Raw genomic sequence first — 22,934 nt, 5'->3', positions numbered from 1 at the left:
CATGGCCGGGAATCTCCCGGGACACCGTGCGTTCCTGGCGTTCCCGTCCTCGGGATTCCGGCGTTTTCCCTGATGAGCCGCTCTATCTGTCGTCATCGACAGGCCCCGGAGTCCGTGCCCGAAGAGGCAGGAGGACCCGGTGGACACCGCAGCCGACATCACCGCCATGCGCCGAGCGATCACGCTCGCGGCGCGCGGTCTCGGCTCCACCAGCCCCAACCCGGTCGTCGGCTGTGTGATCACCGACGCCGCCGGAGCCCCGGTCGGCGAAGGCTTCCACCAGCGCGCCGGAGAGCCGCACGCCGAGGTCCACGCCCTGCGCGCGGCCGGCGGCCGGGCCCGCGGCGGCACCGCCTACGTCACCCTCGAACCCTGCGACCACACCGGCCGCACCGGCCCCTGCGCCCAGGCGCTCCTGACCGCCGGGATCAGCCGCGTCGTGTACGCGGTCGGCGACCCGGACCCGGGTGCCGCCGGCGGCGGCGACACCCTGCGCCGCGCCGGGGTCCGGGTCGAGCAGGGCCTCCTCGCCGACGAGGCGGAGGCGGGCAACGCCGCCTGGCTGACCTCGGTGCGCCTCGGGCGGCCGTACGTCCTGTGGAAGTACGCCGCCACCCTCGACGGCCGGATCGCCGCCGCCGACGCGACCAGCCGCTGGATCACCTCGCCCGAGGCCCGCGCCGACGTCCACCGGCTGCGCGCCGAGGCCGACGCGGTGATCGTCGGCTCCGGCACCGCCCGCACCGACGACCCCCAGCTGGGCGTACGCGGCATCGACGGCGCCACCCAGCCGCTGCGGGTCGTCGTCGACACGAACGCCACCGCCGTGAAGCCCGGCGCCCGGGTCCTGGACGACACGGCGCCCACCCTGGTCGCCGTCGCCGAGGACGCCCCGGTCGGCCACCTCCCCGGAGCCGCGGTGCTGCGCCTGCCCCGCGCCGCCGCCGGACCCGGCCTGGACCTCCACGCCCTCCTCGCGGCCCTGCACACCCGCGGCGTCCGCTCCGTACTCCTCGAAGGCGGACCTACCCTCGCCGGCGCGTTCGTCGCCGCCGGGACGGTCGACAAGGTCGTCGGCTATCTCGCCCCGGTGCTGCTCGGCGCGGGCCCCGCCGCCCTCGCCGACGCCGGAATCTCCACCATCTCCGGGGCGTTGCGCCTCGATGTGACCGAGACCGTGCCGATCGGCCCCGACCTGCGCGTCACCGCCGTCCCCGCTCCTGCTCGGAAGGGAAACTGAGTGTTCACCGGAATCGTCGAAGAACTGGGTGAGGTCACCGCCGTGGAGCAGCTGGAGGACGCCTCCCGCTTCCGGCTGCGCGGCCCCGTCGTCACCGAGGGGGCCCGGCACGGCGACTCCATCGCGGTGAACGGCGTCTGCCTCACCGTCGTGGACACCGGCGACGGCGAGTTCACCGCCGACGTGATGGCCGAGACGCTGAAGCGCTCCAGCCTCGGCGCGCTCACCACCGGCTCCGGGGTCAACCTGGAGCGCCCGATGGCGCTCGGCGGCCGGCTCGGCGGGCACATCGTCCAGGGCCACGTGGACGGCACCGGCACCATCGTGGAGCGCACCCCCTCCGAGCACTGGGAGATCGTCAAGGTCTCCCTGCCGCCCGAGCTGACCCGTTACGTGGTGGAGAAGGGCTCCATCACCGTCGACGGCGTGAGCCTCACCGTCGTCGACGCCGGGACCGATCACTTCACCATCAGCCTCATCCCCACCACCCTCGCCCTGACCACGCTCGGCCGCAAACAGCCCGGCGACCCGGTCAACCTGGAGGTGGACGTCCTCGCCAAGTACGTCGAGCGGCTGCTCGGCGACCGGGCCGGACAGGACCGGCGATGAACCTCGCGAACTGGCTCAACTCCGAAGCCTTCACCGTGTTCGGCCAGCACATCAAGTGGTCGGACATGATCGGCAACCTCGTCGGCCTGATCGCCCTGGCCCTCGGCTGGCGGCGCTCGATCTGGACCTGGCCCGCCCAGCTCCTGTCCGGCGTGATCCTGCTCGTCGCCTTCGCCTCCGCGCACCTCTCCGGCAGCGCGGGCAAGCAACTGGTCGTGATCGTCGTCGCCCTGTGGGGCTGGTGGTCCTGGAACCGCGGCAGGCGGCAGGCCCAGGACGGTTCCATAGCCGTCCGCTTCGCCACCTGGCGCGAGCGCGGCGTGCTGATCGGCGCCGCCGCTCTGGGGACCCTCGCCGTCGGCGGCCTGTTCACGGCCTTCCCGTCGCTGTCCTGGGACCCGTGGCCGGACGCGTACATCTTCGTCGGCACCGTCGTCGCGATGTACGCCCAGGCGCGCGGCATGGTCGAGTTCTGGTTCGCCTGGCTGCTGGTCGACCTCGTCGGCGTCCCGCTGAACTTCGCCAACGGATTCGCCTTCTCCGGCTTCGTCTACGTCATTTACGGCGCCCTCGTCCTGTGGGGGATGCGCGACTGGTGGCTGCGTACGCGGACACCCGCTCTGGAAGGAGCCACGGCATGACTGCCCAGCCCACCTGGTTGCACCCCGGCCACGACCCGCTCGCCCAGGACCTCTCCCTGGACCCGGTCGAGCAGGCCGTCCGCGACATCGCCGCCGGCCGGCCCGTCGTCGTCGTGGACGACGAGGACCGCGAGAACGAGGGCGACCTCGTCATCGCCGCCGAGAAGGCCACCCCCGAGATCGTCGCCTTCATGATGAGCGAGTGCCGCGGTCTGATCTGCGCGCCCATGGAGAGCGACGAGCTGGACCGCCTGGAGCTCCCTCAGATGGTCGAGCACAACACCGAGTCGATGCGGACCGCGTTCACCGTCTCCGTCGACGCCTCCGCCGCGCACGGCGTCACCACCGGCATCTCCGCCGCCGACCGCGCCGCCACCCTGCGGATGCTCGCGGGCGGCGTCGCCGGCCCCGGCGACTTCGTCCGCCCCGGCCACGTCTTCCCGCTGCGCGCCCGCTCCGGCGGCGTTCTCGTCCGCGACGGCCATACCGAGGCCGCCGTCGACCTCGCCCGGCTCGCCGGGCTCCGCCCCGCCGGGGCCATCGTCGAGATCGCGGGCGAGGACGGCGTCATGCTGCGGCTGCCGGAGCTGGTCCCCTTCGCCCGCAAGCACGGCCTGACGATCATCTCCATCGAGGACCTGATCGCCTACCGCCGCAGCAGCGAGCCCACCGTCCACCGCGAGGCGGAGACCCGGCTGCCCACCACGTTCGGCGACTTCACCGCGTACGGCTACCGCTCCAGCGTCGACGGCGTCGAGCACGTCGCCCTGGTCCACGGCGACATCGCGGACGGCGAGGACGTCCTCGTCCGCATCCACTCCGAGTGCCTGACCGGCGACATCTTCCAGTCCCAGCGCTGCGACTGCGGCCCCCAGCTGCACGCCTCCATGCGGCGCGTCACCGAAGCGGGCCGGGGCGTCGTCGTCTACCTCCGCGGCCACGAGGGACGCGGCATCGGCCTGCTCTCCAAGCTGCGCGCGTACGAACTCCAGGAGCGCGGCGTCGACACCCTCGACGCCAACCTGGAGCTCGGCCTGCCCGCCGACGCCCGCGACTACGCGGCCGGCGCCCAGATCCTCACGGACCTCGGCGTGCGCAGCCTGCGGCTGATGACCAACAACCCCGAGAAGACCGCGGCCGTCGTCCGCCACGGCATCGCCGTCACCGGCCGGGAGCCCATGCCCGTCCAGGCGGGCGAACACAACCTGCGCTACCTGCGCACCAAGCGCGACCGCATGGGCCACGACCTGCCCTGGCTCGACGGCGCCGCCTCGACCTGCGCCAACCAGTAGCCACCACCAACACACCGACGCGACGAGCGACACGAACAACAGGAGAGACATGAGCGGCAAGGGTGCACCCGAACTGTCCGTACGCAACTGCGGCGACCTGCGCGTGGCCGTGATCGCGGCCCAGTGGCACGAGAAGGTCATGGACGGACTCGTCGACGGCGCCCTGCGCGCCCTGCACGAGCTGGGCATCGACGAGCCGACCCTGCTGCGCGTCCCGGGAAGCTTCGAGCTGCCCGTCGTCGCCAAGGTCCTCGCCGGACGCGGCTACGACGCGATCGTCGCCCTCGGCGTGGTCATCCGCGGCGGCACCCCCCACTTCGAGTACGTCTCCCAGGGCGTCACCCTCGGCCTCACCCAGGTCACCGTCGACACCGGTGTTCCCGTCGGCTTCGGCGTACTGACCTGCGACACCGAGGAGCAGGCGCTCGACCGCGCCGGCCTCGAAGGGTCCAACGAGGACAAGGGGCACGAAGCGGTCACCGCCGCCGTGGCCACCGCGGCCACCCTGCGGACCGTCAATGAACCCTGGCGCTGAGCGCCCTTGCGCGACCCCGTATTCTGAGGACCATCATGGCTGACAAAACCTTCGAAGAGCTCTTCGCCGAGCTCCAGCTCAAGGCCGCCGAAGGCGACCCCTCCACCTCGCGCACCGCCGAACTGGTGGGCAAGGGCGTGCATGCCATCGGCAAGAAGGTCGTCGAAGAGGCCGCCGAGGTCTGGATGGCCGCCGAGTACGAGGGCAAGGAAGCCGCCGCCGAGGAGATCTCCCAGCTGCTGTACCACGTCCAGGTGATGATGGTCGCCCGCGGCATCTCGCTCGACGACGTCTACGCCCATCTCTGAGCAGGCCCCCGCACCGGTCTCCGCGACCGGCCCCGGCACACCCGCCGCGAAACAGCCCGCACACTCCCTCCGCACGAAGGAAGCCGACCTCATGCTGCGCATCGCCGTCCCCAACAAGGGTTCACTCTCCGGGCCTGCGATGGCGATGCTCCATGAGGCCGGCTACCAGCAGCGCAAGGAGTCCAAGGAACTGGTCCTGGTCGACCCCTCGAACGAGGTCGAGTTCTTCTACCTCCGCCCCCGGGACATCGCGATCTACGTCAGCTCCGGCAAGCTCGACATCGGCATCACCGGCCGCGACCTGCTGCTGGACTCCGAGGCCGACGCCGAGGAGATCCTCCAGCTCGGCTTCGCCCGCTCCACCTTCCGCTACGCCACCAAGCCCGGCACCGCGGCGGGCCCGCAGGACTTCGACGGCATGACGATCGCCACCTCCTACGAGGGCATCGTCGCCGCCCACCTCGCCGAGGCGGGCGTCAAGGCGTCCGTCGTCCACCTCGACGGCGCCGTGGAGACCGCCATCGAGCTGGGCGTCGCCCAGGTCATCGCCGACGTGGTGGAGACCGGCACCAGCCTGCGCAACGCCGGACTCGAAGTGATCGGCGAGCCGATCATGACCTCCGAGGCCGTCGTCATCCGCCGCAACGGCGCCCCCGCCGACGACCCCAAGGTGCAGCAGTTCCTCCGCCGTCTCCAGGGCGTCCTGGTCGCCCGGTCCTACGTGATGATGGACTACGACTGCCGCGTCGAGCACCTGGAGCGCGCCGTCGCCCTCACTCCCGGCCTGGAGTCGCCGACCATCTCCCCGCTGCACCACGAGGGCTGGGTCGCCGTCCGCTCCATGGTCGCCGCCAAGGAGGCGCAGCGGATCATGGACGACCTGTACGAGCTCGGCGCCCGCGCCATCCTCACCACGGCCATCCACGCCTGCCGCCTCTGACGGCCCAGGCCGCCCGCACTCCCCGAGAGAAGACCCGATGTCCGCGCCCAGGCCCGAACTCCCCGCCCTGCCGGTAACCTTCCGGCCCACCCTCACCCGGGTGGTCCTGCTGAGCACGGGCCTGGCGATGTTCCTCGTCATCACGGTCATCGCGCTGATGCTGGAGCGGCTCACCCCGGGCGACCGGGTCACCTTCGTCTTCGTCGCGGCGCTCTTCTTCGGCGTCCTGGCCCTGCTCAGCAGGCCCAAGGTCGCCGCCGACGACACCGGGGTCACCGTCGTCAACCTCACCCGGACCCGCAGGCTGGCGTGGGAGGAGATCCTCCGCGTCAATCTGCGCTCCGGCGACCCCTGGGTCTTCCTCGACCTCAGCGACGGCACTAGCCTGCCCGCCCTCGGCATCCAGCCCGGCCTCGCCAAGCAGCAGGCCATCCGCGACGCCCGCGCCCTGCGTTCCCTCGCCGAGTCGCGCGGCGCCGGAGGCGACGACACCCCGAGCGGCGGCTGAGCCCCCGCACGGCGCGGGGCCTTGTTGTCTACTCTGGTGGGCGGCGGCGCCCCGCGCGCCCCGCCCCGCCCGTACAACGGCCCCACCCCGGGCCCGCGGGGTTCTTCCTGCGACCCAAGGAGTGACTCCCTCCAGCAATGGACGGATCGTCCGGTAGTACCTGCGCCGCCCCTTTTCCGGAGGCGGCGGCCTCATGACCACCCCCCTGCTGCTCCTCGGCGCGGCCTTCCTCCTCATCCTCGCCAACGGATTCTTCGTGGCAGCCGAATTCGGGCTCGTCACCGTGGAGAGGCCCGACGCGGAGCGCGCCGCCGCCGGGGGCGACCGACGGGCCCGTACCGTCGTCGAAGCCCTGCGCGAACTCTCCTTCCAGCTCTCCGGCACCCAGCTCGGCATCACCATCACCTCCCTGGTGGTCGGCATGCTCGCCGAACCGGCCCTCGCGCAGCTGCTCGCCGGGCCTCTCACCGCCACCGGACTGCCCGCGGGGGCCGTCCCGGGCGTCGGCGTCGTCGTCGGGATGCTGCTGGCCTCGGCCGTGCAGATGGTCGTCGGCGAACTCGTGCCCAAGAACTGGGCGGTCTCCCGGCCGCTCCAGGTGGCCCGCTTCGTCGCCGGACCGCAATCCCGCTTCGCCGCCCTCCTGCGGCCCGTGATCACCTGCCTCAACGCCCTGGCCAACCGGCTGGTGCGGCTCCTGGGCGTCGAGCCCACCGACGAACTGGCCTCCGCCCGCACCCCGGGCGAGCTGGTCTCCCTGGCCCGGCACTCCGCCGAGGCCGGAGCCCTGGAACAGGACACCGCCGACCTCTTCGTCCGGACCCTCTCGCTGGCCGGCCTCACCGCCCAGCACGTCATGACCCCCCGGGTGAAGGTCAGCGCGCTGCACTCCTCCGCGACGGCCGAGGACGTCCTCAACCTCACCCGCGCCACCGGCCTCTCCCGCTTCCCGGTCTACCGGGACCGCATCGACGAGGTCATCGGCATGGTCCACCTCAAGGACGCCCTCGCCGTCCCCGCCCCCGAGCGCCTGCGCACCCCGGCGGGGCGGATCGCCGTCCCCCCGCTCCTGGTGCCGGAGACCCTGCCCGTGGAACCGCTGCTGCGGCGGCTGCGCCACGAACAGCCGATAGCCGTGGTCGTCGACGAGTACGGCGGCACCGCCGGCGTCGTCACCCTGGAGGACATCATCGAGGAACTCGTCGGCGAGGTCCGCGACGAGCACGACGCCGAGGGCGCAGGCCGCCCCGAGCTGACCGCCGCCATCGGCGAGGACGGCCGCCCGGTGTGGGACGCCGAGGGCAGCTGCCGGGTCCACACCCTGCTCCGGAGCGGCCTGGACGTTCCCGAGGGGCCCTACGAGACCGTCGCCGGCCTCGTCGCCGGCCTGCTGGGCCGCATCCCGGCCCCCGGCGACCGGGCCGAACTGCCCGGCTGGCGGATCTCCGTCCGCGAGGTCGGCCACTACCGCGCCGAACGGGTCCGTTTCACCCGGGCGCCCGACCCGCTGCCGGACCCGTCCGCACGGGGCCTGCTGGAGGCCGCGCGATGAGCCTGCTCCAACTCCTCCTCGCCGCTCTCCTCGTCCTGGCGAACGGCTTCTTCGTCGGCGCCGAGTTCGCCCTCGTCTCCGTACGTCGCAGCCAGATCGAACCGCTGGCCGCGCGGGGCTCCGGCCGGGCCCGCACCGTCCTGCACGGTTTGGAGAACCTGCCGCAGATGATGGCCGCCGCCCAGTTCGGCATCACCGTCTGCTCCCTCACCCTCGGAGCCGTCGCCGAGCCGACCGTCGCCCGTCTCCTGGAGCCGGTCTTCCACGCGGCACACCTCCCCGACGGGCTCGTCCACCCCCTCGGCTTCGCCCTCGCGCTCCTGTCCGTGGTCGTGCTGCACCTGGTCATCGGCGAGATGGTCCCGAAGAACCTCGCGATGGCGGCACCCGAACGGACCGCGCTCTGGCTGAGCCCCGGCCTGGTCGCCTTCGCCCGGCTCTGCCGACCGGTCACCGCGGCGCTGGGCGCCTGTGCCGGTCTGGTGCTGCGGCTGTTCGGCGTCGAGCCGAAGGACGAGGTGGAGGCCGTCTTCACCAGCGAGCAGCTCAACCGGCTCGTGGAGGACTCCGGACAGGCCGGCCTCCTCGGACCGGAGGAGGCGACGCGCCTGGAGGACGCCCTGGGACTGGGCAGCAGGCCCGTCGCCGGCGTCCTGCTGGAGCGGGCCTCGCTGGTCACCGTCGATCCGTCGGTGACCCCGCGCCGCATCGAGGAGCTGACGGTGCGCACCGGCTTCTCCCGCTTCCCGGTCTGCGCGGACGGCGGCGGCCCCTTCATGGGCTACCTGCACGTCAAGGACGTCCTGGACCTGGAGGACCCGGACCGTGCCGTCCCGCGGCGGATCTGGCGCCCGATGGCGACCGTGCGGGCCGAACTCCCGCTCGACGACGCCCTGACCGTGATGCGCCGCGCCGCGACGCACCTGGCGCAGGTCGCGGACGCATCGGGCCGGATTCTCGGCCTGGTCGCCATGGAGGACGTACTGGAGACGCTGGTGGGGGAGGTGCGCGACCCGGCTCACCGAACGGTTTCGGTGCCCCGCCACACCGTGGACGTGCCGAGGACGCCGGGTCTCCCGGTGCCGCAGGCCCTCGTGCGCTGACGTGAGGCCGCGCCGGGAGCCGGCGGCCCGGCGCGGCCTCATGCCGCGCCGGGCGGCTCCTGCCTGCCCCGGCCCACCGGCCCGCGCCCCGACAGCACCTCTCCGTACGCCTGCATCAGGTCCGGGAGCCGCAGCGTCGACAGGTCCTCCCGGCTCAGCTCGCCCGGACAGCCGGAGAGCCGCAGATCACGGTAGGCGCAGCTCTTCTCGTACAGCGTCCGCAGGAAACGGCCGTTGCCCAGCTCGTCGATCCAGCCCTGGTCCACCACATGGCCGCTGATGGAGCGCAGCTCGTCCACCGCCTCCTCGTCCCACACGTCGTCGTTCTCGGCGGCCAGGACGCCCCCGATCGCGGTGAGTTCGAGCGGCCGGTAGCTGGGGAAGTCGACCCGGCTGGTGAAACGGGAGGACAGCCCCGGATTGGTGGCGAGCAGCCGGTCCATGCCCTCCGGATAGCCCGCGAGGATGACGACGAGGTGGTCCCGGTTGTCCTCGGCCCGCTTGAGGAGCACCTGGAGCGCCTCGTCGCCGTACGCGTCGCCCTTGCTGTAACCGGAGTTGGCCAGGCTGTACGCCTCGTCGACGAACAGCACGCCGCCGAGCGCGGAGTCGATCAGCTCATTGGCCTTCACCGCGGTCTGGCCCAGGAACTCCCCGACCAGGTCCGACCGTTGGGCCTCGATCAGGTGATCGCCGCCGAGCAGCCCGAGGGCGTAGAACACCCGGCCCAGGATGCGCGCCACGGTGGTCTTGCCGGTGCCGGAGGGGCCGGAGAAGACGAAGTGGCGCTTCGGCGGCTGGACGGGGAGGCCCCGCTCGGCCCGCAGCCGCGCCATGTTCAACTGCGCGGAAAGCGCCTTGACCTGCCGTTTCACCGGCTCCAGGCCCACCATGCGCTCCAGCTGCGCCAGCGCCTCCGCCAGCAGGGCGGGGTCGCTGGGCCCGGCCGGGAAGGGCGGCGGCTTGCGTGCCGTCGACCGGCGTACGCCCTCCACCGGAGCGGGCGGGACGGGGGCCGCGTCGCCGAGCGGGCCGGGGTCGCCCAGCGGCCAGGAGTCACGGCCGTCCACCAGATCGGTGCCGAGCAGCGCGTCGCCCTCCGGCTGCGCCTCCGTCCCCGGGCCCCCCGGACCGAAACCGGTCAGGGCCACGGCGGCCAGGTCCGCCGACTCGTCGTACCCGTCGCCCTCCACGAGCGCGGCGAGCCGGGCGGAGGTGTCCATGAAGGCCGGGTCGACCCGGTGCACCGCCCGGTACAACGGCAGGGCGGCCGCGCTGCGCCCGGTGCCCTCGTGGGCCCGCGCCAGCCAGTACCGCAGCTCCTTGCGCTGCGGCTGCTCGCTGCGACAGCGCATCAGCGCGGCCGAGAGCAACGGCTCCGCCTGCCCGAACATCTCCAGCCTCACGCGCGCCATCCCGCCGAACAGCCCTGCCTCGATGCCCAGCACCGGATCGTCGACGAGCTGCTCGGTGCAGCGCACCAACTGCTCCCAGTCCTTGACCAGATACGCGCGGCAGGCGTGCAGGAACCGCACCTGGGGATCCGCGTCCACCGGTGGCAGCCCGGCCAACGCCCGGTCCAGCTCCGGCACATGGCGTCCGTCCAGCCAGTGCGAGGCGTGCGCCAGCAGCAGATCGCGCCGGCTCTCCAGCACCGGCTGCACCCACCAGCCCAGCCAGTACCAGGAGTTGAGCGTGCGCCGGTGGCGGGCGCGCTGTTCACCGAAGCGGTCGCGGTGCCGGTGCATGCGCAACAGGGCCGTGGTGGTGTCGATGCGCAGCGCGTGGAGGCCGAGCCAGCCGTCCGCCATGCCGGGATCGAACCGCACCGCGGCTCTGAACTCCTCCTCCGCCTGGGGGTAGGCGCCCATCGTGTAGGCGTCCATGCCACGCAGCCAGGCGAGGTCGGCAGGGGCTCCAGCGCCCTGTGTGCCGATGTCCATCAGGTCCCCCACAAACCGTGCCCCCAGGATGTCCCGCCCGCACAGCATGCCCACCGGAGCGTGCTGAATCACGGCGCGGAGGAAGGGAATTGACCACACCGAGGTGCATCGTACCCGCGTCCGGGGGAGGGGGGCCGCTCGTTGGCCGATGCCGGGGTGGTGACCGAGGGTGAGTGAATCGCTCTGCGTGGTCGCCGGAGCGGTGGTGGGAGCACAGAGCGAAGCCCCCGATCACGGGGGAACAACCGGGGGCTTCGCGTCTGCGGGGGCTCCGAAAAGCCGCACAATGAGAACGTAAGACCAGTAAGGCCCCCCGGTCAAGCAGAGTTGAGGCACTTCTGAGGTGAATTCCGACTGCTCAGTATGGCGGGTCGTTCCGGCTACCGTGCGTGACGACGCGGTTCGGTCCCGCTGTCGAACGGGGCCCCGGCAGCCACGCGTAGCCCGCCGGTGACTGGCGTACCAGTGCGTCGGCGTACGGCCGTGAGGGATCTCCGGCGAAATGCCGTTCCTCGGCGCGTGTCCATCCGTCCCAGAACCCGGTGAGCCCGGGTCCGTCCCGGCGTCGGCCCCGCTCCCAGGACGTCGCCCGGTCCAACTCCATCCAGCACAGCGCCGCCAGCCACGGACGTACCTCCCGGCGCCCCGAGCCCACCCCTTCCACCAGCACCACCGGCGCCGGCTCCAGGGCCCGCTCCGGGCCGAAGCGGCGCTCCGTCCAGTCGTACGGCGCATAGCGGCCGTGCTCGCCGCGCGAGAGCGGCAGGATCACCTGCTCCAGCAGCCGCCCCGTCCAGCCGAACAGCTCCTCGTGCGTGGCGAGATCGTCCAGATGGAGGACCGGCGCACCGCCCAGCGCCGCCGCGAGGCGGGCCGCGAAGGTGCTCTTGCCCGAACCGGCGTACCCGTCGACCGCGACGAGCCGGACCGGCCCGCAGGAAGGGGGCAGGGCGAAGAGGTCATCGGCGTGGCGGGCCAGGTCGTCCATGGCATCAGGGTACGTTCCGGCACGGGAAGCCCCCGGGGGCCGTCGCAGGTCACGCCAGTGGTCCAGACCCATATTGGTCCGGTGGCGGCTGCCGAACCGCTGGCCCGATCCTCCCGTGACCCGGGATAGTTGGCGCACCGCACCGCATACCGCTTTCGCATCCGACCGGGGGTCACGACCATGACGAGTCCCACTTCGCGCAGAACCGTTCTGACCGCCGCACTCGCCGCGGCGGCGAGCGCGGCGAGTGCCGGCACCGCGGCCTCCGCCGTGTCCGCCGCCCCGTCCCGGCCCGCGGGCCCCTCCGCCCCGGGGGTCCTCGTGGACAACCGCTTCTGGCACACGTACACCGACTGGCGCTGCGGCACGGGCGACGGGACCCGGGTGGCACCGGGGCCCCGGCCCGGCGTGGTGATCGCCGCCCCGGCCGGCCGCAGCGACTACACCGACCCCCACACCGGCAGGACGGCCGCCTGGGAGTACGCCACCTGGACCTCCCCCGTCCACCGCTCCGCCGTCCCCGCCACCGAGGTGATCGCCTCCTGGAACGCCCGTACCCCGGCCGGCACCTGGATCCAGGTCGAGCTGAGCGGCACGTACGCGGACGGCACCGCGACCCCCTGGTTCGTGATGGGCCGCTGGGCGGCGGGCGACGGCGACGTCCGCCGTACGTCCGTCGACGGCCAGGGCGATCCGCACAGCTCCGTGTGGACCGACACCTTCTCGGTGGACGACCCGGCGAGCGGCGTGCGCCTGGTCTCCTACCGGCTGCGGCTCACGCTGTACCGCACCCCGGGCAGCCGCCTCACCCCGACCGTCTGGCGGGTCGGCGCGATGGCATCCGACGTGCCCGACCGCTTCACCGTGCCCGCGAGCACACCGCTGCTCGCCCGCGAACTGCCCGTCCCCCGCTACTCGCAGAACATCCACATCGGGCGGTACCCCGAGTACGACAACGGCGGCGAGGCGTGGTGCAGCCCCACCTCCTCGCAGATGATCGTCGAGTACTGGGGCCGCCGCCCCACCGCCGAGGACCTCGCCTGGGTCAAGCCGGGCCTGCCCGATCCCCAGGTCTGCCACGCCGCCCGCAACACCTACGACTACCAGTACGAGGGCTGCGGCAACTGGCCGTTCAACGCCGCCTACGCCGCCACGTACCGCGACATGAACGCGGTCGTCACCCGGCTCGGCTCGCTCACCGACGTGGAACGGCTGATCGGCGCCGGCATCCCCGTCATCACCTCCCAGTCCTTCCTGGAGGAGGAACTGACCGGCGCCGGATACGGGACGGCCGGCCACCTGATGACGGTCATCGGCTTCACTCCCGGGGGCGACGTCATCGCCAACGACCCCGCGTCACCCGACAACGACGCGGTACGCCGGGTCTACCGGCGGCGCGAATGGGAGAACATCTGGCTCCGGACCAAGCGCTACGACGCGAACGGCCGGGTCAGGGGCGGTACGGGCGGGGTCTGCTACGTCTACTGGCCGGTCCGGCCGACGCCGAGCCAGCGCCGCGTGCTGCGGTCGCTCGGCCTGTCGTGAGCATGGGCGGCCCATCGGTCGTCCCGACGGCGGCGACCCAGGAGCGGGCGGTGCCGGGCGCTGGTCAGGTGTGGCTCCGGGAGCCGATCAGGTCCTGGTACCAGCGGTAGCCCGCCCCGGGCGTGCGCCGCGTGGTCGACGTGGACGATTCCGCAGCGCCGGGCGTGTCCGCGGGCCCACGCGAAGCCGTCCGGCAGCGGGGCCGGGCGTAGTAACCCCGTACGTCCACGCCCCGCGCGATCGCCCGGGGCGACGGCCTCCAGACGGCCCTGGAGGCAGGAGATCCGCACCGAAGACGCCTCGTGCTCGGGACAGTGGCCGTTCAGCAGCGGATCGGTCCAGATCAGGTGCGCTGCGTCTCGGCGCGCGACGCCGCGGCCCGCGACGCCGCGGCCCGCGACGCAACCGTGTGGCGGTACGGGGAAGCCGTCCATGCACCAGTTAGTAGAACGCTTTACCGCGCTTGTACAGGGCAGTTCAGCTGACTCTCCCACGAATCTGCTAAACCCCGGCTGAACTGAACCAGTTTACTGGACAACGTTGTCAGTGCTGTGCAGAGTGACTGCGAAACCACGGATCCGTGGGGGCGGAACGGCGGAAGGGCTGAAGGCGATGGTGTACGGCGCGCTCGACATCGGAGGAACGAAAATCGCTGGAGCACTCGTCGACGCGGACGGCCGCCTGGTGACCCGCGCCCAACGGGCCACACCGTCCGGCGCGTCCGCTGACGGGCTGATGGCGGCCGTGACCGCCGTCCTCGACGACCTGTCGCGGCATCCGGCCTGGTTCGCGCTCACCTGCGTGGGGATCGGGAGCGCGGGCCCGGTCGACACCGTCGCCGGAACCGTCAGCCCGGTCAACATCCCCGGCTGGCGCGGCTATCCGCTGGTGGAACAGGTGCGCGCGCACCCCCGGATGCCCGCCGGAGTGGCCCCGGTGCTGGTGGGCGACGCGGTCGCGATGACCGCGGCCGAACACTGGACGGGCGCCGCCAGGGGGGTCGACAACGCGCTCTGCATGGTCGTGTCCACCGGCGTGGGCGGCGGACTGATCCTGGACGGCCGGCTGCACGCCGGGAGGTCCGGGAACGCGGGGCATATCGGCCACGTCTGTGTGGACCAGAACGGCCCGCTCTGTCCGTGCGGCGCGCGCGGCTGTGTGGAGGGCTTCGCCAGCGGCACCGCGATCGCCGCCCACGCGCTCGCCTCGGGCTGGACCCCCCTGGACGGCGAGGCGCCGACCGCGGCCGCGGTCGACCGGGCGGCACGCTGCGGGGACGAGCGCGCCCTGGCCGCGTACGACCGGGCCGGGAAGGCGCTGGCCGCCGCCGTCGCCGCGACCATCGCGCTCGTCGAACTCGACCTGGTGGTGATCGGCGGCGGGGTCTCGCAGGCCGGGGAGACCCTCTTCGGGCCGTTGCGCCGCCGTATGGACGAGTACGCGGTACTCGACTTCGCCCGGGACGTTCCGATCGTCCCGGCCGGCCTCGCCCTGGATTCCGGACTGATCGGCGCGGCCGCCGCGGGGGCGGGGCTCTCATCGGCCGGGTGCGCCCTGCCGCGCGTCCCCGCGCCCCGGATCTGAGGGATGCGGGGAGGGCCCACGGGCCCGGCCGCCCCGCACCGCACGTGCCGCGAAGACGGTCATCCTCCAGGGGCGCGGACGCCTGTCGGGACCTTCCGGCAGCACCGGTGAAGCTAAAACGACAACTTAACTTAATCGGTTCGGCTCCAAGTGTTGTCTGGCGATGACCGACCTCTTAACCTCATTCTCGGCTGCCCGGTGATGACTCGTCATATGGCTCAAGATGCACCGTGCGTCGCGATGGCCGAGGAATTGACCCCTTCCCGCGGCCAGGTCATTCACACAATGACGCGACAACGGAAATGGCGACCGCGCGACGCGGCAGCACCATCATCACCTTCGACGAAATCGCCGTACGCCAACGGCAAGCTCTTTCCGCGTGCATGCCCCGAGTGAGGAGCAGGGAATGAAGAGAAAGCTGGCCATAACGGCCGGATTGCTGCCGGTCGTGGCCGCGGCGACACTCGCCGTACCGGCCACCGCGCAGGCGGAGGACCACAGGACGGACCGCGCGGTCAGCCGGGCGACGGACCGGGCGGCGGGTTTCCGCGTCAGCGACGGCCGACTGCTGGACGCCAACGGCGAGGACTTCGTCCTCAGGGGCGTGAACCACGCCCACACCTGGTACCCGGACAGGACCGACCAGGCGCTTTCCGACATCAAGGCCCTGGGCGCCAACGCGGTGCGGGTTGTCCTCAGCACCGGCGACCGCTGGACCAAGAACGACACGGCGGACGTGAAGGGCGTCGTCGCCGAGTGCAAGAAGAACCGGCTGATCTGCGTCCTCGAAGCCCACGACACCACCGGCTACGGCGAACAGGCGGGCGCGGCGCCGCTGTCCGCCGCGGTCGACTACTGGATCGACATCCAGGACGCGGTCAAGGGGGAGGAGGAATACCTCATCCTGAACATCGGAAACGAGCCGCACGGAAACTCCGGCCACGCCGCCTGGACGGATGACACGTCGCAGGCGATCGGCCGTATGCGTGCCGCCGGATTCACGCACACCTTCATGGCGGACGCGCCGAACTGGGGCCAGGACTGGACCCACATCATGCGCGACAACGCCCCGGACGTATTCGCCGCCGATCCCGACAAGAACACGATCTTCTCGATCCACATGTACGGCGTCTTCGCGGAGGCGTCCACCGTCCGGGACTATCTGAACCGGTTCGTGAACCGTGGCCTTCCTATCGCCGTGGGTGAGTTCGGACATGACCACTCGGACGGAAACCCCGACGAGGACGCCATTCTCGCCACCACCGAGGAGCTCGGCCTCGGCTACCTGGGGTGGTCCTGGAGCGGCAACGGCGGCGGCGTCGAGTACCTCGACATGGCCACCGACTTCGACGCGGGCCGGCTGACCTCCTGGGGCGAACGCCTCTTCAACGGACCCGACGGCATCCAACGGACCGCTCGCGAAGCAAGCGTCTTCGGCGACGGCACCGGCGATCCCGCCGGCTCCTGCGCGGTCACCTACCGGCTCAGCGACTGGGGCGACCGGTTCAACGCCGACGTCACCGTCCGCAACACCGGGACCGAGGAGATCAAGGGCTGGCAGCTCGACTTCGCCTTCCCGGGCAGTCAGACGCTCCACCACTCCTGGAACGCGAAGGTCGTCCAGGACGGTCGGCGACTGCGGGCCACCGACGAGCCGTGGACCGAGACCATCCCGGCCGGAGGCGCGGTGAGCTTCGGACTCAACGGCGCCTCGACCGGCCCGAACGGCGTTCCGGCCGAGTTCGCCCTCAACGGCACCGCCTGCACCCGGAACTGACCCCACCGCGCTGACTCCCACCGCACGCACCGCACCCATCCCACGCACCGCACGCACCGCACGCATCCCACGCGGACAACCAGGCGCCGACCGGCGGCCTCCCTGCGCCCCGAGTACGGGCCGGAGGGAGGCCGCAGCACCACGTACGCCGCGGGCTGCCACGCGCGTGGCACCGCACGGAACCACGAAGGAAGATCCGCCCCCATGCCGTACACCGACCAGCCCCCCGGCCGAGCCGACTCGCTCCGCGAGGAGATACCGGAGCCCGACGACTTCGACGCCTTCTGGGACGAGAGCCTCACGCTGTCCCGCGAGGCGGGGGGCGACCCGCGCCTCAGACCCGTCCGCGACACCCTGCTGTCCACCGTCGACGTGCACGACCTGCGGTTCCCCGGCTGGCGCGGCCAGCCTGTGGCCGCCTGGCTCATCGTCCCGTCCGAGGCGGACGGACCCCTGCCCGCGGTGATCACCTACCTCGGCTACAGCGACGGCCGGGGCCTGCCCACCGACCACCTCTGCTACGCGTCGGCCGGATACGCCCACCTCGTCGTCGACAGCCGCGGCCAGGGACACGAAACACCGGACCACGACGAGAGCACCCGCCCGCAGTGGGTCAGCGGGTTCCTGACCCGGGGCATCCACGACCCGCGCGAGCACTACTACCGCCGCCTCATCGTCGACTGCGCGCGCGCCGTGGACGCCGCACGCCGCCTGCCGCACGTCGATGCCGACCGCATCACCGTCCAGGGCGCCAGCCAGGGCGGCGGCCTCGCACTCGCGGTGGCGGGCCTGGCGGGCCCGGACATCGCGGCGGCCCTGCCCGACGTACCGTTCCTCTGCCACTTCCGGCGCGGGGCCGAGACCGCCACCGACGGCCCGTACACCGAACTCGTCGACTACCTGCGCCACCACACCCGGGACGCTCCCGAACGGGCCTTCGCCACGCTCGGCTATTTCGACGGAGCGCACTTCGCGCGGCGTGCGCAGGCCCCGGCGCTGTTCAGTGTGGGCTTGATGGACCCGGTCTGTCCGCCGCCCACCGTGTACGCGGCCTACCACCGCTACGCGGCCGACAAGGACATAACGGTCTGGCCCTTCGCCGACCACGCGGGCGGCCAGGGCGCCACCGTCCCGTCCCACCTGCGCTGGCTGCGCGAGCGTGGCCTGGCCCCGGCGGCCCGGTAGCGACCGGCCTCGCCAGGACGAGAGGCGAAGGGCCGTACCCCCGCGGAGGAGGTACGGCCCCGAGCCGGTGCGATCACGCCCGCCCGGGGGGCGGCGGGCCGGTGGAACCGCGCGGCGTCAGTGACGGTGTCGGCACCTGGAGCGGCCCGCTGTGCGAGCCGGCGATCACGGCGAACAGGGTGCGGGCGACCTCTTCGCCGAAGTGGTGCACGTCGTGGCTCATCGCCGAAAGCGTCGGGTGCGTCAGACGGCACAACTGCGAGTCGTCCCAGGCCAGCAGGGACAGATCGTCCGGCACGCCGATCCCCATCTCGGTCGCCACCGCCGCACCCGCCACGGCCATGATGTCGTTGTCGTACACGATCGCCGTCGGCCGGTCGGCCGACAGCAGCAGCCCCCGGGTCGCCCGGGCGCCCTCCTCACCGGCGAAACCGGTCGACACCTGACGGTGCCCCTCCAGCCCCAGCTCACGCAGGGTCGACTCGAACGCGGCGGCCCGGATGCCGCTGTGGCCCAGGCCCGCCGGGCCGCCCACCCGCGCGATGCGGCGATGGCCGAGCGCGGCCAGGTAGCGGACCGCCTCGGCGGCGGCCGTCGCGTCGTCGGTCCACACCGACGGGAACGAACCCGTCAGCGAGGGATGCCCCACCGCGACGGCCGGCAACCCGATGGCGCCCAGCGCCGGAACCCTGGGGTCCTCCCGGTGGAAGTCCACCAGGATCGCGCCGCCGATCATCTTGCCGCGCCACCAGTTCTGGTACAGGGCGATCTCCTCGTCGAGGTCACGCACCAGACGCAGCAGCAGTGAGCACGACCGCTCGGCCAGCACGCTCTCGATGCCGGAGATGAATTCCATGTAGAAGGGCTCCAGGCCGAGCAGCCTGGCCGGCCGGCAGATCGCCAGCCCCACGATGTCGACGCGTTGGCTGGAGAGGCTGCGGGCGGACTGGTGCGGTGCCCAGCCCAGCTCGGTGGCGGCCGCGAAGATGCGCTCCCTGGTGGCGGCGGACACTCCGGGGCGGTTGTTGAACGCCATCGAGACCGCGCCCTTGGACACCCCCGCCCGGACCGCCACCTCGTTGATCGTGACGCGGCCGGAAGCAGGCCCGGAGTTTCGGCCCGGTGACGGCTTCACATCGCTTCCACACTGAACAGCGCGGCCCGTACGGAGTCGACGTCCGCCCGGGCGCAGTCGCTGACCCGGATCCGGGCCCGCTCGCCGGGAAGCAGCGTCAGCAGACCGCGGTCCGCGCGCGCGTCCGGGCCCAGCCGGTCGGCCTGCAGGAGAAGATCCCTCACCAGAGTCTGTGCCGTCACCACGACATCGACTCTATCGCCCGGCCCGGGCGCCGGCTCGACGCGGACGTCGAACCGTGGCCGCGGGTAGTCGAACTCCTTGTCGGCTACCGGGAAGTACACCGCGCGCAGACCGTCCGCGTCGGCCACCAGGAACTCCTTCGGGGAGTGCGCGGCCGGCGCCAGCCCACCGTCGACCTCCAGCCGCAGCACCGACCGCGGTCCGGCCACGGCATCGACCACAGACTCGCGCACCACGGCGCCGTCCGCCTCCATGAGCCGGAGCGTGACGGCCGTGCGCCACGGGTCGGCGGACTGGTTGACGACGGCGAGGGTGGGCCGCCCGGCACCCGGCTGGAGGGTCAGCAGCCGGTCCGCGTACACCCGGCGCAGCTCGTGGTAGAGCGGCTTCAGCCGTCCGTCGCCGTCGATCGCGGCCCACGAGCTGACCGGCCAGCAGTCGTTGAGCTGCCAGACGACGGTCCCCGCGCAGACCGGCCAGTTCGCCCGCCAGTGCTCGATGCCGGACGCGACCGCGCGCGCCTGTACTACCTGGGTGAGGTAGTGCCAGCGGTCGAAGTCGCCCTCGGGCAGCGGGAAATGGCGGGCGACGCCCCGGTTGAGCTTGCCGTTGCCGTCGTCGGCCTTCTGGTGGTGCAGCATGCCGGGCGAGTCCGGCGCGAGGTCCTCGCCGGGCAGCGCCCGGCGCAGGGTCGCCATCGCCGGAGGAGCCTGCCAGCCGAACTCGGCGACGAAGCGGGGAACGCCGGTGCGGTATGCGGCGTAGTCCAGCCGGTTCCACACCTCCCAGGAGTGGTGGGTGCCGTGGGCGGGGTCGTTGGGGTGGTGGTCCCAGGAACCCGACCAGGGGCTGCCGGCGGTGTACGGACGGGTGGGGTCGAGCTCGGCGACGATCCGCGGCAGCAGCCCGAGGTAGTAGCCCTCGCCCCACGAGTCACCCGCGAGCGGCTCCTCCCACTCCCAGTCCCTGAAGCCCCAGAGGTTCTCGTTGTTGCCGTTCCACAGGACCAGACTCGGGTGCGGCATCAGGCGGACAACGTTGTCACGAGCCTCGGCCTCGACCTCCCCGCGCAGCGGCTGTTCCTCGGGGTAGGCCGCGCAGGCGAAGAGGAAGTCCTGCCAGACCATCAGCCCCAGTTCGTCACAGACGTCGTAGAAGGCGTCGTCCTCGTAGATGCCGCCGCCCCAGACGCGGACGAGGTCGATGTTGGCCTCGGCGGCCTGGGTCAGGCGGACGCGGTACCGCTCGGGGGTGACACGGCTCGGCAGGACGTCGTCCGGGATCCAGTTCACGCCCCGCGCGAAGATCCGTACGCCGTTCACGACGAACGTGCAGCCGGTGCCGTGTTCGTCCGGCGAGCGGTCCAGCTCGACCGAACGGAAGCCGATCCGGCGGTGCCACGTGTCCAGGGCGCCGGCCCGGCCCTCACCTTCGCCCGCGCTCCCGTCCTCATCGAGCAGCGCCAGGTGGAGGTCGTAGCGGGGCTGCTCGCCGTAGCCCCGGGGCCACCACAGCTCGGGTTCGGTGACCTCCAGGCGCAGTACGGCGTCCTGGCCGTCGAAAGCCGCCTCGGCCCGCGCGCCCGCCACCTCGGCGCGGGCCAGGAGCCGCTTGCCGGTGCCGCGTTCGGTGCGCTCCACCCGCAGGTGGATCTCCACGTGGCCCGTCCCGTCCGCACCGACCGTGACCAGGGGGCGCACCTGAGCGATCCGCGCGGTGGACCAGTGCTCCAGGCGGACCGGACGCCATATGCCCGCGGTCACCACGGTCGGACCCCAGTCCCAGCCGAAGCCGGCGGCCATCTTGCGGATGTACTGGAAGGGCTCCGGGTACACGTTGGGCCGCTCACCGGTCCTCGCCCGGACCGCGGCGGCCTCGTCGTAGGCGGAGGCGAAGCGGACCTCCAGCGTCCCGGCGCGCCCTGTCACGTCGAACCGGTAGCCGCGGTGCATGTTGCGCGTACGGCCGATGACGTCGCCCGCGAGAGAGACCTCGGCGGCGGTGTCCAGCCCGTCGAAGACCAGGTCCGCGCGTTCGTGGCCACTGGCGTGCGGGCTGACGGCGTCGGGGGAGAGGTCGGTGACGTACGACCAGGCGCGCCGGCCGACCCACGCGACCTCCGTCTCGTCGCGGCCGATGAACGGGTCGGGGATGAGCTGGGCAGCCAGCAGGTCGGTGTGGACGCAGCCGGGAACCCGGGCCGGAAGCAGCGCCTCCTCATGGCGCAGGCTCCAGCCGGCGGTCAGCTGAGTGACGTCCTTCATGGTGCGGCTCCTATCGCCTGGCTCAAGCCAGGTGGGTGTACGACGCCGACAACCTAACGCGGGACTGCCGCGCTGTCCATGAACCGGTAAAGCTCGATTCAGTCTCCTGAGAGTGGCGATTTGTCCAGGATTTTTCCGCTGCTACCAGCAGGACGGCAGTGTTTAGTAACGATTGGGCATCGTGCTGGAAATCAGAGCTTTACCGGTTCACTGCCGACTGACATAGTGCCGGACATCCCACCCGAAGACCTGAGCCGCAACCTCGAAGGAGCTGGGCATGGGGAAGACGAAAACGCTCATGGGCACGTTTCTCGCCGTCACGATGGCGACCGTGGCCGGGTGCAGTGGCGCGGGAGCACCCTCCACCGAGACCGCGACAGCCCCCGCGGACCCGGGGGACGTCTCGGGTGACATCAAGGTCCTGACGCACCGCACCGACCTCGTCCAGGACGGGACGATGGACGAGTACGCGGCGGAGTTCAACAAGACCCACCCCGGTGTGGAGATCAAGTTCCAGGCCCTCACCGACTACGAGGGCGAGATCAAGATCCGCATGAACACCGAGGACTACGGGGATGTGCTGATGATCCCCGCGGTGGTCGCCAAGAACGACTACCCGAAGTTCTTCGCCCCCCTCGGCACCGCCTCCGAGCTCGGCCCGAAGTACCGCTTCACCGACAAGACGGAGGTGAACGGCAAGGTCTACGGCATCGCCCAGTTCGGCACGGCCAACGGCTTCGTCTACAACAAGTCCGTCTGGAAGAAGGCGGGGATTAAGGAGTGGCCGACCACCCCCGACGCGTTCACCGCCGCACTGAAGAAGATCAAGGACAGGACCGACGCGGTCCCCTACTACACCAACTTCAAGGACGGCTGGCCGCTGAGCAGCCCCTGGACCAACAGCGTCGGCTCGGTCACCTGTGATGCGAACGCCTTCGACAAGCTCGCCGGACCGGTCTCCCCGTGGCGGCCGGGCAGCGAACTCCACGTCATCGACAAACTGTTGTACGACATCGTGGACGGCGGGCTGGCCGAGAAGGACCCGACCACCACGAACTGGGAGTCCTCCAAGAACCTGCTCGCCAAGGGCGAGATAGGCGGCATGCTGCTCGGCTCCTGGGCGGTCACGCAGATGCGGGACGCGGCGAAGAAGGCCGGGGCCGATCCGGACGACATCGGCTTCATGCCCTTCCCCGCGCAGCGGGGCGGCACGTTCTGTGCCACTCTCGCATCGGACTACCAGCAGGCGGTGAACGTGCACTCCGAGGACAAGGGTGCCGCGCGGGCCTGGATCGACTGGTTCACCGAGAAGTCCGGCTACGCGCAGCGGGAGGGCGCGGTCTCCGCGGTGAAGGCGGCCGCGATGCCCAGCACTCTCAAGAGCTATGTTGACAACGATGTCAGGCTGGTGGAGCGCTCCGAGGCCGAGACCGGCAAGGTCAACGACATCGACAACGCGGCCGAGATCGGCCTGGCCAAGCAGGACTACCGGCGGCAACTGATCGACACGGCGCGCGGGGCCCGCGAGGGCAGCCTGAAGGACTTCTTCGCCGACCTGGACAAGCGGTGGGACGAGGCGGCGAGGACCGCCGGTTCCTGACG

The 22,934-nt window shown here is 71.8% G+C and carries 19 protein-coding genes; 15 read left to right on the top strand and 4 right to left on the bottom strand.

The features are described 5' to 3' along the window. Positions 1–139 precede the first annotated feature (139 nt). The 10 genes from ribD (at position 140) to ACIQMU_RS14805 (ending at position 8,728) form a co-directional block, all read left to right on the top strand. Positions 140–1,240: a bifunctional diaminohydroxyphosphoribosylaminopyrimidine deaminase/5-amino-6-(5-phosphoribosylamino)uracil reductase RibD gene (gene ribD, locus ACIQMU_RS14850; protein ID WP_402688972.1), complete on the top strand. Its 1,101-nt coding sequence runs from the start codon at positions 140–142 to the stop codon at positions 1,238–1,240. Then, positions 1,241–1,849, top strand: coding sequence for a riboflavin synthase (locus ACIQMU_RS14845; protein WP_402688971.1), 609 nt, complete (start codon positions 1,241–1,243; stop codon positions 1,847–1,849). Next, positions 1,846–2,490, top strand: a complete 645-nt coding sequence (locus ACIQMU_RS14840; RefSeq protein WP_352243257.1) for a nicotinamide mononucleotide transporter family protein — start codon at positions 1,846–1,848, stop codon at positions 2,488–2,490. Before ACIQMU_RS14845 ends, ACIQMU_RS14840 begins: the two co-directional genes overlap by 4 nt. Continuing rightward, a complete protein-coding gene (locus ACIQMU_RS14835; protein ID WP_352243258.1) occupies positions 2,487–3,782 on the top strand; it encodes a bifunctional 3,4-dihydroxy-2-butanone-4-phosphate synthase/GTP cyclohydrolase II in 1,296 nt (431 codons plus the stop codon). Before ACIQMU_RS14840 ends, ACIQMU_RS14835 begins: the two co-directional genes overlap by 4 nt. A 49-nt stretch (positions 3,783–3,831) precedes the next feature. After that, positions 3,832–4,317: a 6,7-dimethyl-8-ribityllumazine synthase gene (gene ribH, locus ACIQMU_RS14830; RefSeq protein ID WP_265602786.1), complete on the top strand. Its 486-nt coding sequence runs from the start codon at positions 3,832–3,834 to the stop codon at positions 4,315–4,317. 35 nt (positions 4,318–4,352) lie between these two features. Continuing rightward, positions 4,353–4,625, top strand: a complete 273-nt coding sequence (locus ACIQMU_RS14825; protein ID WP_352243259.1) for a phosphoribosyl-ATP diphosphatase — start codon at positions 4,353–4,355, stop codon at positions 4,623–4,625. 91 nt (positions 4,626–4,716) lie between these two features. Beyond that, positions 4,717–5,565 carry an ATP phosphoribosyltransferase gene (hisG, locus tag ACIQMU_RS14820; protein WP_352243260.1) on the top strand — a complete coding sequence of 283 codons (849 nt, stop codon included), beginning with the start codon at positions 4,717–4,719 and terminating at the stop codon, positions 5,563–5,565. Positions 5,566–5,602: 37 nt separating this feature from the next. After that, positions 5,603–6,073, top strand: a complete 471-nt coding sequence (locus tag ACIQMU_RS14815; RefSeq protein WP_352243261.1) for a PH domain-containing protein — start codon at positions 5,603–5,605, stop codon at positions 6,071–6,073. 193 nt (positions 6,074–6,266) lie between these two features. Beyond that, positions 6,267–7,625 carry a hemolysin family protein gene (locus tag ACIQMU_RS14810; RefSeq protein WP_352243262.1) on the top strand — a complete coding sequence of 453 codons (1,359 nt, stop codon included), beginning with the start codon at positions 6,267–6,269 and terminating at the stop codon, positions 7,623–7,625. Continuing rightward, a complete protein-coding gene (locus ACIQMU_RS14805; RefSeq protein WP_352243263.1) occupies positions 7,622–8,728 on the top strand; it encodes a hemolysin family protein in 1,107 nt (368 codons plus the stop codon). The genes ACIQMU_RS14810 and ACIQMU_RS14805 overlap by 4 nt, the downstream gene beginning before the upstream one ends. 38 nt (positions 8,729–8,766) lie before the next feature. Here the strand turns inward: ACIQMU_RS14805 and ACIQMU_RS14800 are convergent, their stop codons facing one another. Both ACIQMU_RS14800 and ACIQMU_RS14795 read right to left on the bottom strand, forming a co-directional pair. Then, a complete protein-coding gene (locus ACIQMU_RS14800; protein ID WP_352243264.1) occupies positions 8,767–10,671 on the bottom strand; it encodes an AAA family ATPase in 1,905 nt (634 codons plus the stop codon). A 358-nt stretch (positions 10,672–11,029) separates the two neighbouring features. After that, the gene (locus ACIQMU_RS14795) at positions 11,030–11,659 is read right to left on the bottom strand and encodes a uridine kinase (protein ID WP_402688970.1); all 630 of its coding nucleotides are present in this window, start codon (positions 11,657–11,659) and stop codon (positions 11,030–11,032) included. 180 nt (positions 11,660–11,839) lie between these two features. On the opposite strand from ACIQMU_RS14795, the gene ACIQMU_RS14790 reads away from it, so the two are divergent. The 4 genes from ACIQMU_RS14790 to ACIQMU_RS14775 all read left to right on the top strand — a co-directional run bounded on the left by ACIQMU_RS14790 (position 11,840) and on the right by ACIQMU_RS14775 (position 17,750). Continuing rightward, positions 11,840–13,204 (top strand): peptidase C39 family protein, encoded by a 1,365-nt coding sequence (locus ACIQMU_RS14790; protein WP_352243266.1) that lies wholly within the window; start codon positions 11,840–11,842, stop codon positions 13,202–13,204. 612 nt (positions 13,205–13,816) lie between these two features. After that, positions 13,817–14,788 (top strand): ROK family protein, encoded by a 972-nt coding sequence (locus ACIQMU_RS14785; RefSeq protein ID WP_402689024.1) that lies wholly within the window; start codon positions 13,817–13,819, stop codon positions 14,786–14,788. A 406-nt stretch (positions 14,789–15,194) separates the two neighbouring features. Then, the gene (locus ACIQMU_RS14780) at positions 15,195–16,565 is read left to right on the top strand and encodes a cellulase family glycosylhydrolase (protein ID WP_352243267.1); all 1,371 of its coding nucleotides are present in this window, start codon (positions 15,195–15,197) and stop codon (positions 16,563–16,565) included. A 204-nt stretch (positions 16,566–16,769) separates the two neighbouring features. Further along, a complete protein-coding gene (locus ACIQMU_RS14775) occupies positions 16,770–17,750 on the top strand; it encodes an acetylxylan esterase (RefSeq protein ID WP_402688969.1) in 981 nt (326 codons plus the stop codon). Positions 17,751–17,823: 73 nt separating this feature from the next. On the opposite strand, the gene ACIQMU_RS14770 is transcribed toward ACIQMU_RS14775, so the two are convergent. Beyond that, entirely contained in the window at positions 17,824–18,825 is a 1,002-nt protein-coding gene (locus tag ACIQMU_RS14770; protein WP_352243269.1) for a LacI family DNA-binding transcriptional regulator, read from the bottom strand. A 56-nt stretch (positions 18,826–18,881) separates the two neighbouring features. Next, a complete protein-coding gene (locus ACIQMU_RS14765) occupies positions 18,882–21,332 on the bottom strand; it encodes a glycoside hydrolase family 2 protein (protein ID WP_402688968.1) in 2,451 nt (816 codons plus the stop codon). A 277-nt stretch (positions 21,333–21,609) separates the two neighbouring features. Here ACIQMU_RS14765 and ACIQMU_RS14760 point away from each other — a divergent pair, with 277 nt between their 5' ends. Beyond that, positions 21,610–22,932: an ABC transporter substrate-binding protein gene (locus tag ACIQMU_RS14760; protein ID WP_402688967.1), complete on the top strand. Its 1,323-nt coding sequence runs from the start codon at positions 21,610–21,612 to the stop codon at positions 22,930–22,932. The last annotated feature ends 2 nt before the right edge of the window (positions 22,933–22,934 follow it).

This window comes from Streptomyces sp. NPDC091649 (assembly GCF_044756785.1).
Taxonomy (GTDB): Bacteria; Actinomycetota; Actinomycetes; order Streptomycetales; family Streptomycetaceae; genus Streptomyces.
The sequence above is the reverse complement of the archived record's forward strand: the minus strand, read 5'-3'. Positions and strand labels throughout refer to the sequence as shown.

What these genes read in the sequence shown, in the direction of transcription:
- ACIQMU_RS14780 (WP_352243267.1), top strand. Translation starts at nt 15,195, where the DNA reads ATGAAGAGAAAGCTGGCCATAACGGCCGGATTGCTGCCGGTCGTGGCC.
- ACIQMU_RS14800 (WP_352243264.1), bottom strand. Translation starts at nt 10,671, where the DNA reads ATGGACATCGGCACACAGGGCGCTGGAGCCCCTGCCGACCTCGCCTGG.
- ACIQMU_RS14795 (WP_402688970.1), bottom strand. Translation starts at nt 11,659, where the DNA reads ATGGACGACCTGGCCCGCCACGCCGATGACCTCTTCGCCCTGCCCCCT.
- ACIQMU_RS14825 (WP_352243259.1), top strand. Translation starts at nt 4,353, where the DNA reads ATGGCTGACAAAACCTTCGAAGAGCTCTTCGCCGAGCTCCAGCTCAAG.
- ACIQMU_RS14815 (WP_352243261.1), top strand. Translation starts at nt 5,603, where the DNA reads ATGTCCGCGCCCAGGCCCGAACTCCCCGCCCTGCCGGTAACCTTCCGG.
- ACIQMU_RS14835 (WP_352243258.1), top strand. Translation starts at nt 2,487, where the DNA reads ATGACTGCCCAGCCCACCTGGTTGCACCCCGGCCACGACCCGCTCGCC.
- ACIQMU_RS14775 (WP_402688969.1), top strand. Translation starts at nt 16,770, where the DNA reads ATGCCGTACACCGACCAGCCCCCCGGCCGAGCCGACTCGCTCCGCGAG.
- ACIQMU_RS14760 (WP_402688967.1), top strand. Translation starts at nt 21,610, where the DNA reads ATGGGGAAGACGAAAACGCTCATGGGCACGTTTCTCGCCGTCACGATG.
- hisG (WP_352243260.1), top strand. Translation starts at nt 4,717, where the DNA reads ATGCTGCGCATCGCCGTCCCCAACAAGGGTTCACTCTCCGGGCCTGCG.
- ACIQMU_RS14790 (WP_352243266.1), top strand. Translation starts at nt 11,840, where the DNA reads ATGACGAGTCCCACTTCGCGCAGAACCGTTCTGACCGCCGCACTCGCC.
- ACIQMU_RS14810 (WP_352243262.1), top strand. Translation starts at nt 6,267, where the DNA reads ATGACCACCCCCCTGCTGCTCCTCGGCGCGGCCTTCCTCCTCATCCTC.
- ACIQMU_RS14765 (WP_402688968.1), bottom strand. Translation starts at nt 21,332, where the DNA reads ATGAAGGACGTCACTCAGCTGACCGCCGGCTGGAGCCTGCGCCATGAG.
- ACIQMU_RS14840 (WP_352243257.1), top strand. Translation starts at nt 1,846, where the DNA reads ATGAACCTCGCGAACTGGCTCAACTCCGAAGCCTTCACCGTGTTCGGC.
- ACIQMU_RS14785 (WP_402689024.1), top strand. Translation starts at nt 13,817, where the DNA reads ATGGTGTACGGCGCGCTCGACATCGGAGGAACGAAAATCGCTGGAGCA.
- ACIQMU_RS14805 (WP_352243263.1), top strand. Translation starts at nt 7,622, where the DNA reads ATGAGCCTGCTCCAACTCCTCCTCGCCGCTCTCCTCGTCCTGGCGAAC.
- ribH (WP_265602786.1), top strand. Translation starts at nt 3,832, where the DNA reads ATGAGCGGCAAGGGTGCACCCGAACTGTCCGTACGCAACTGCGGCGAC.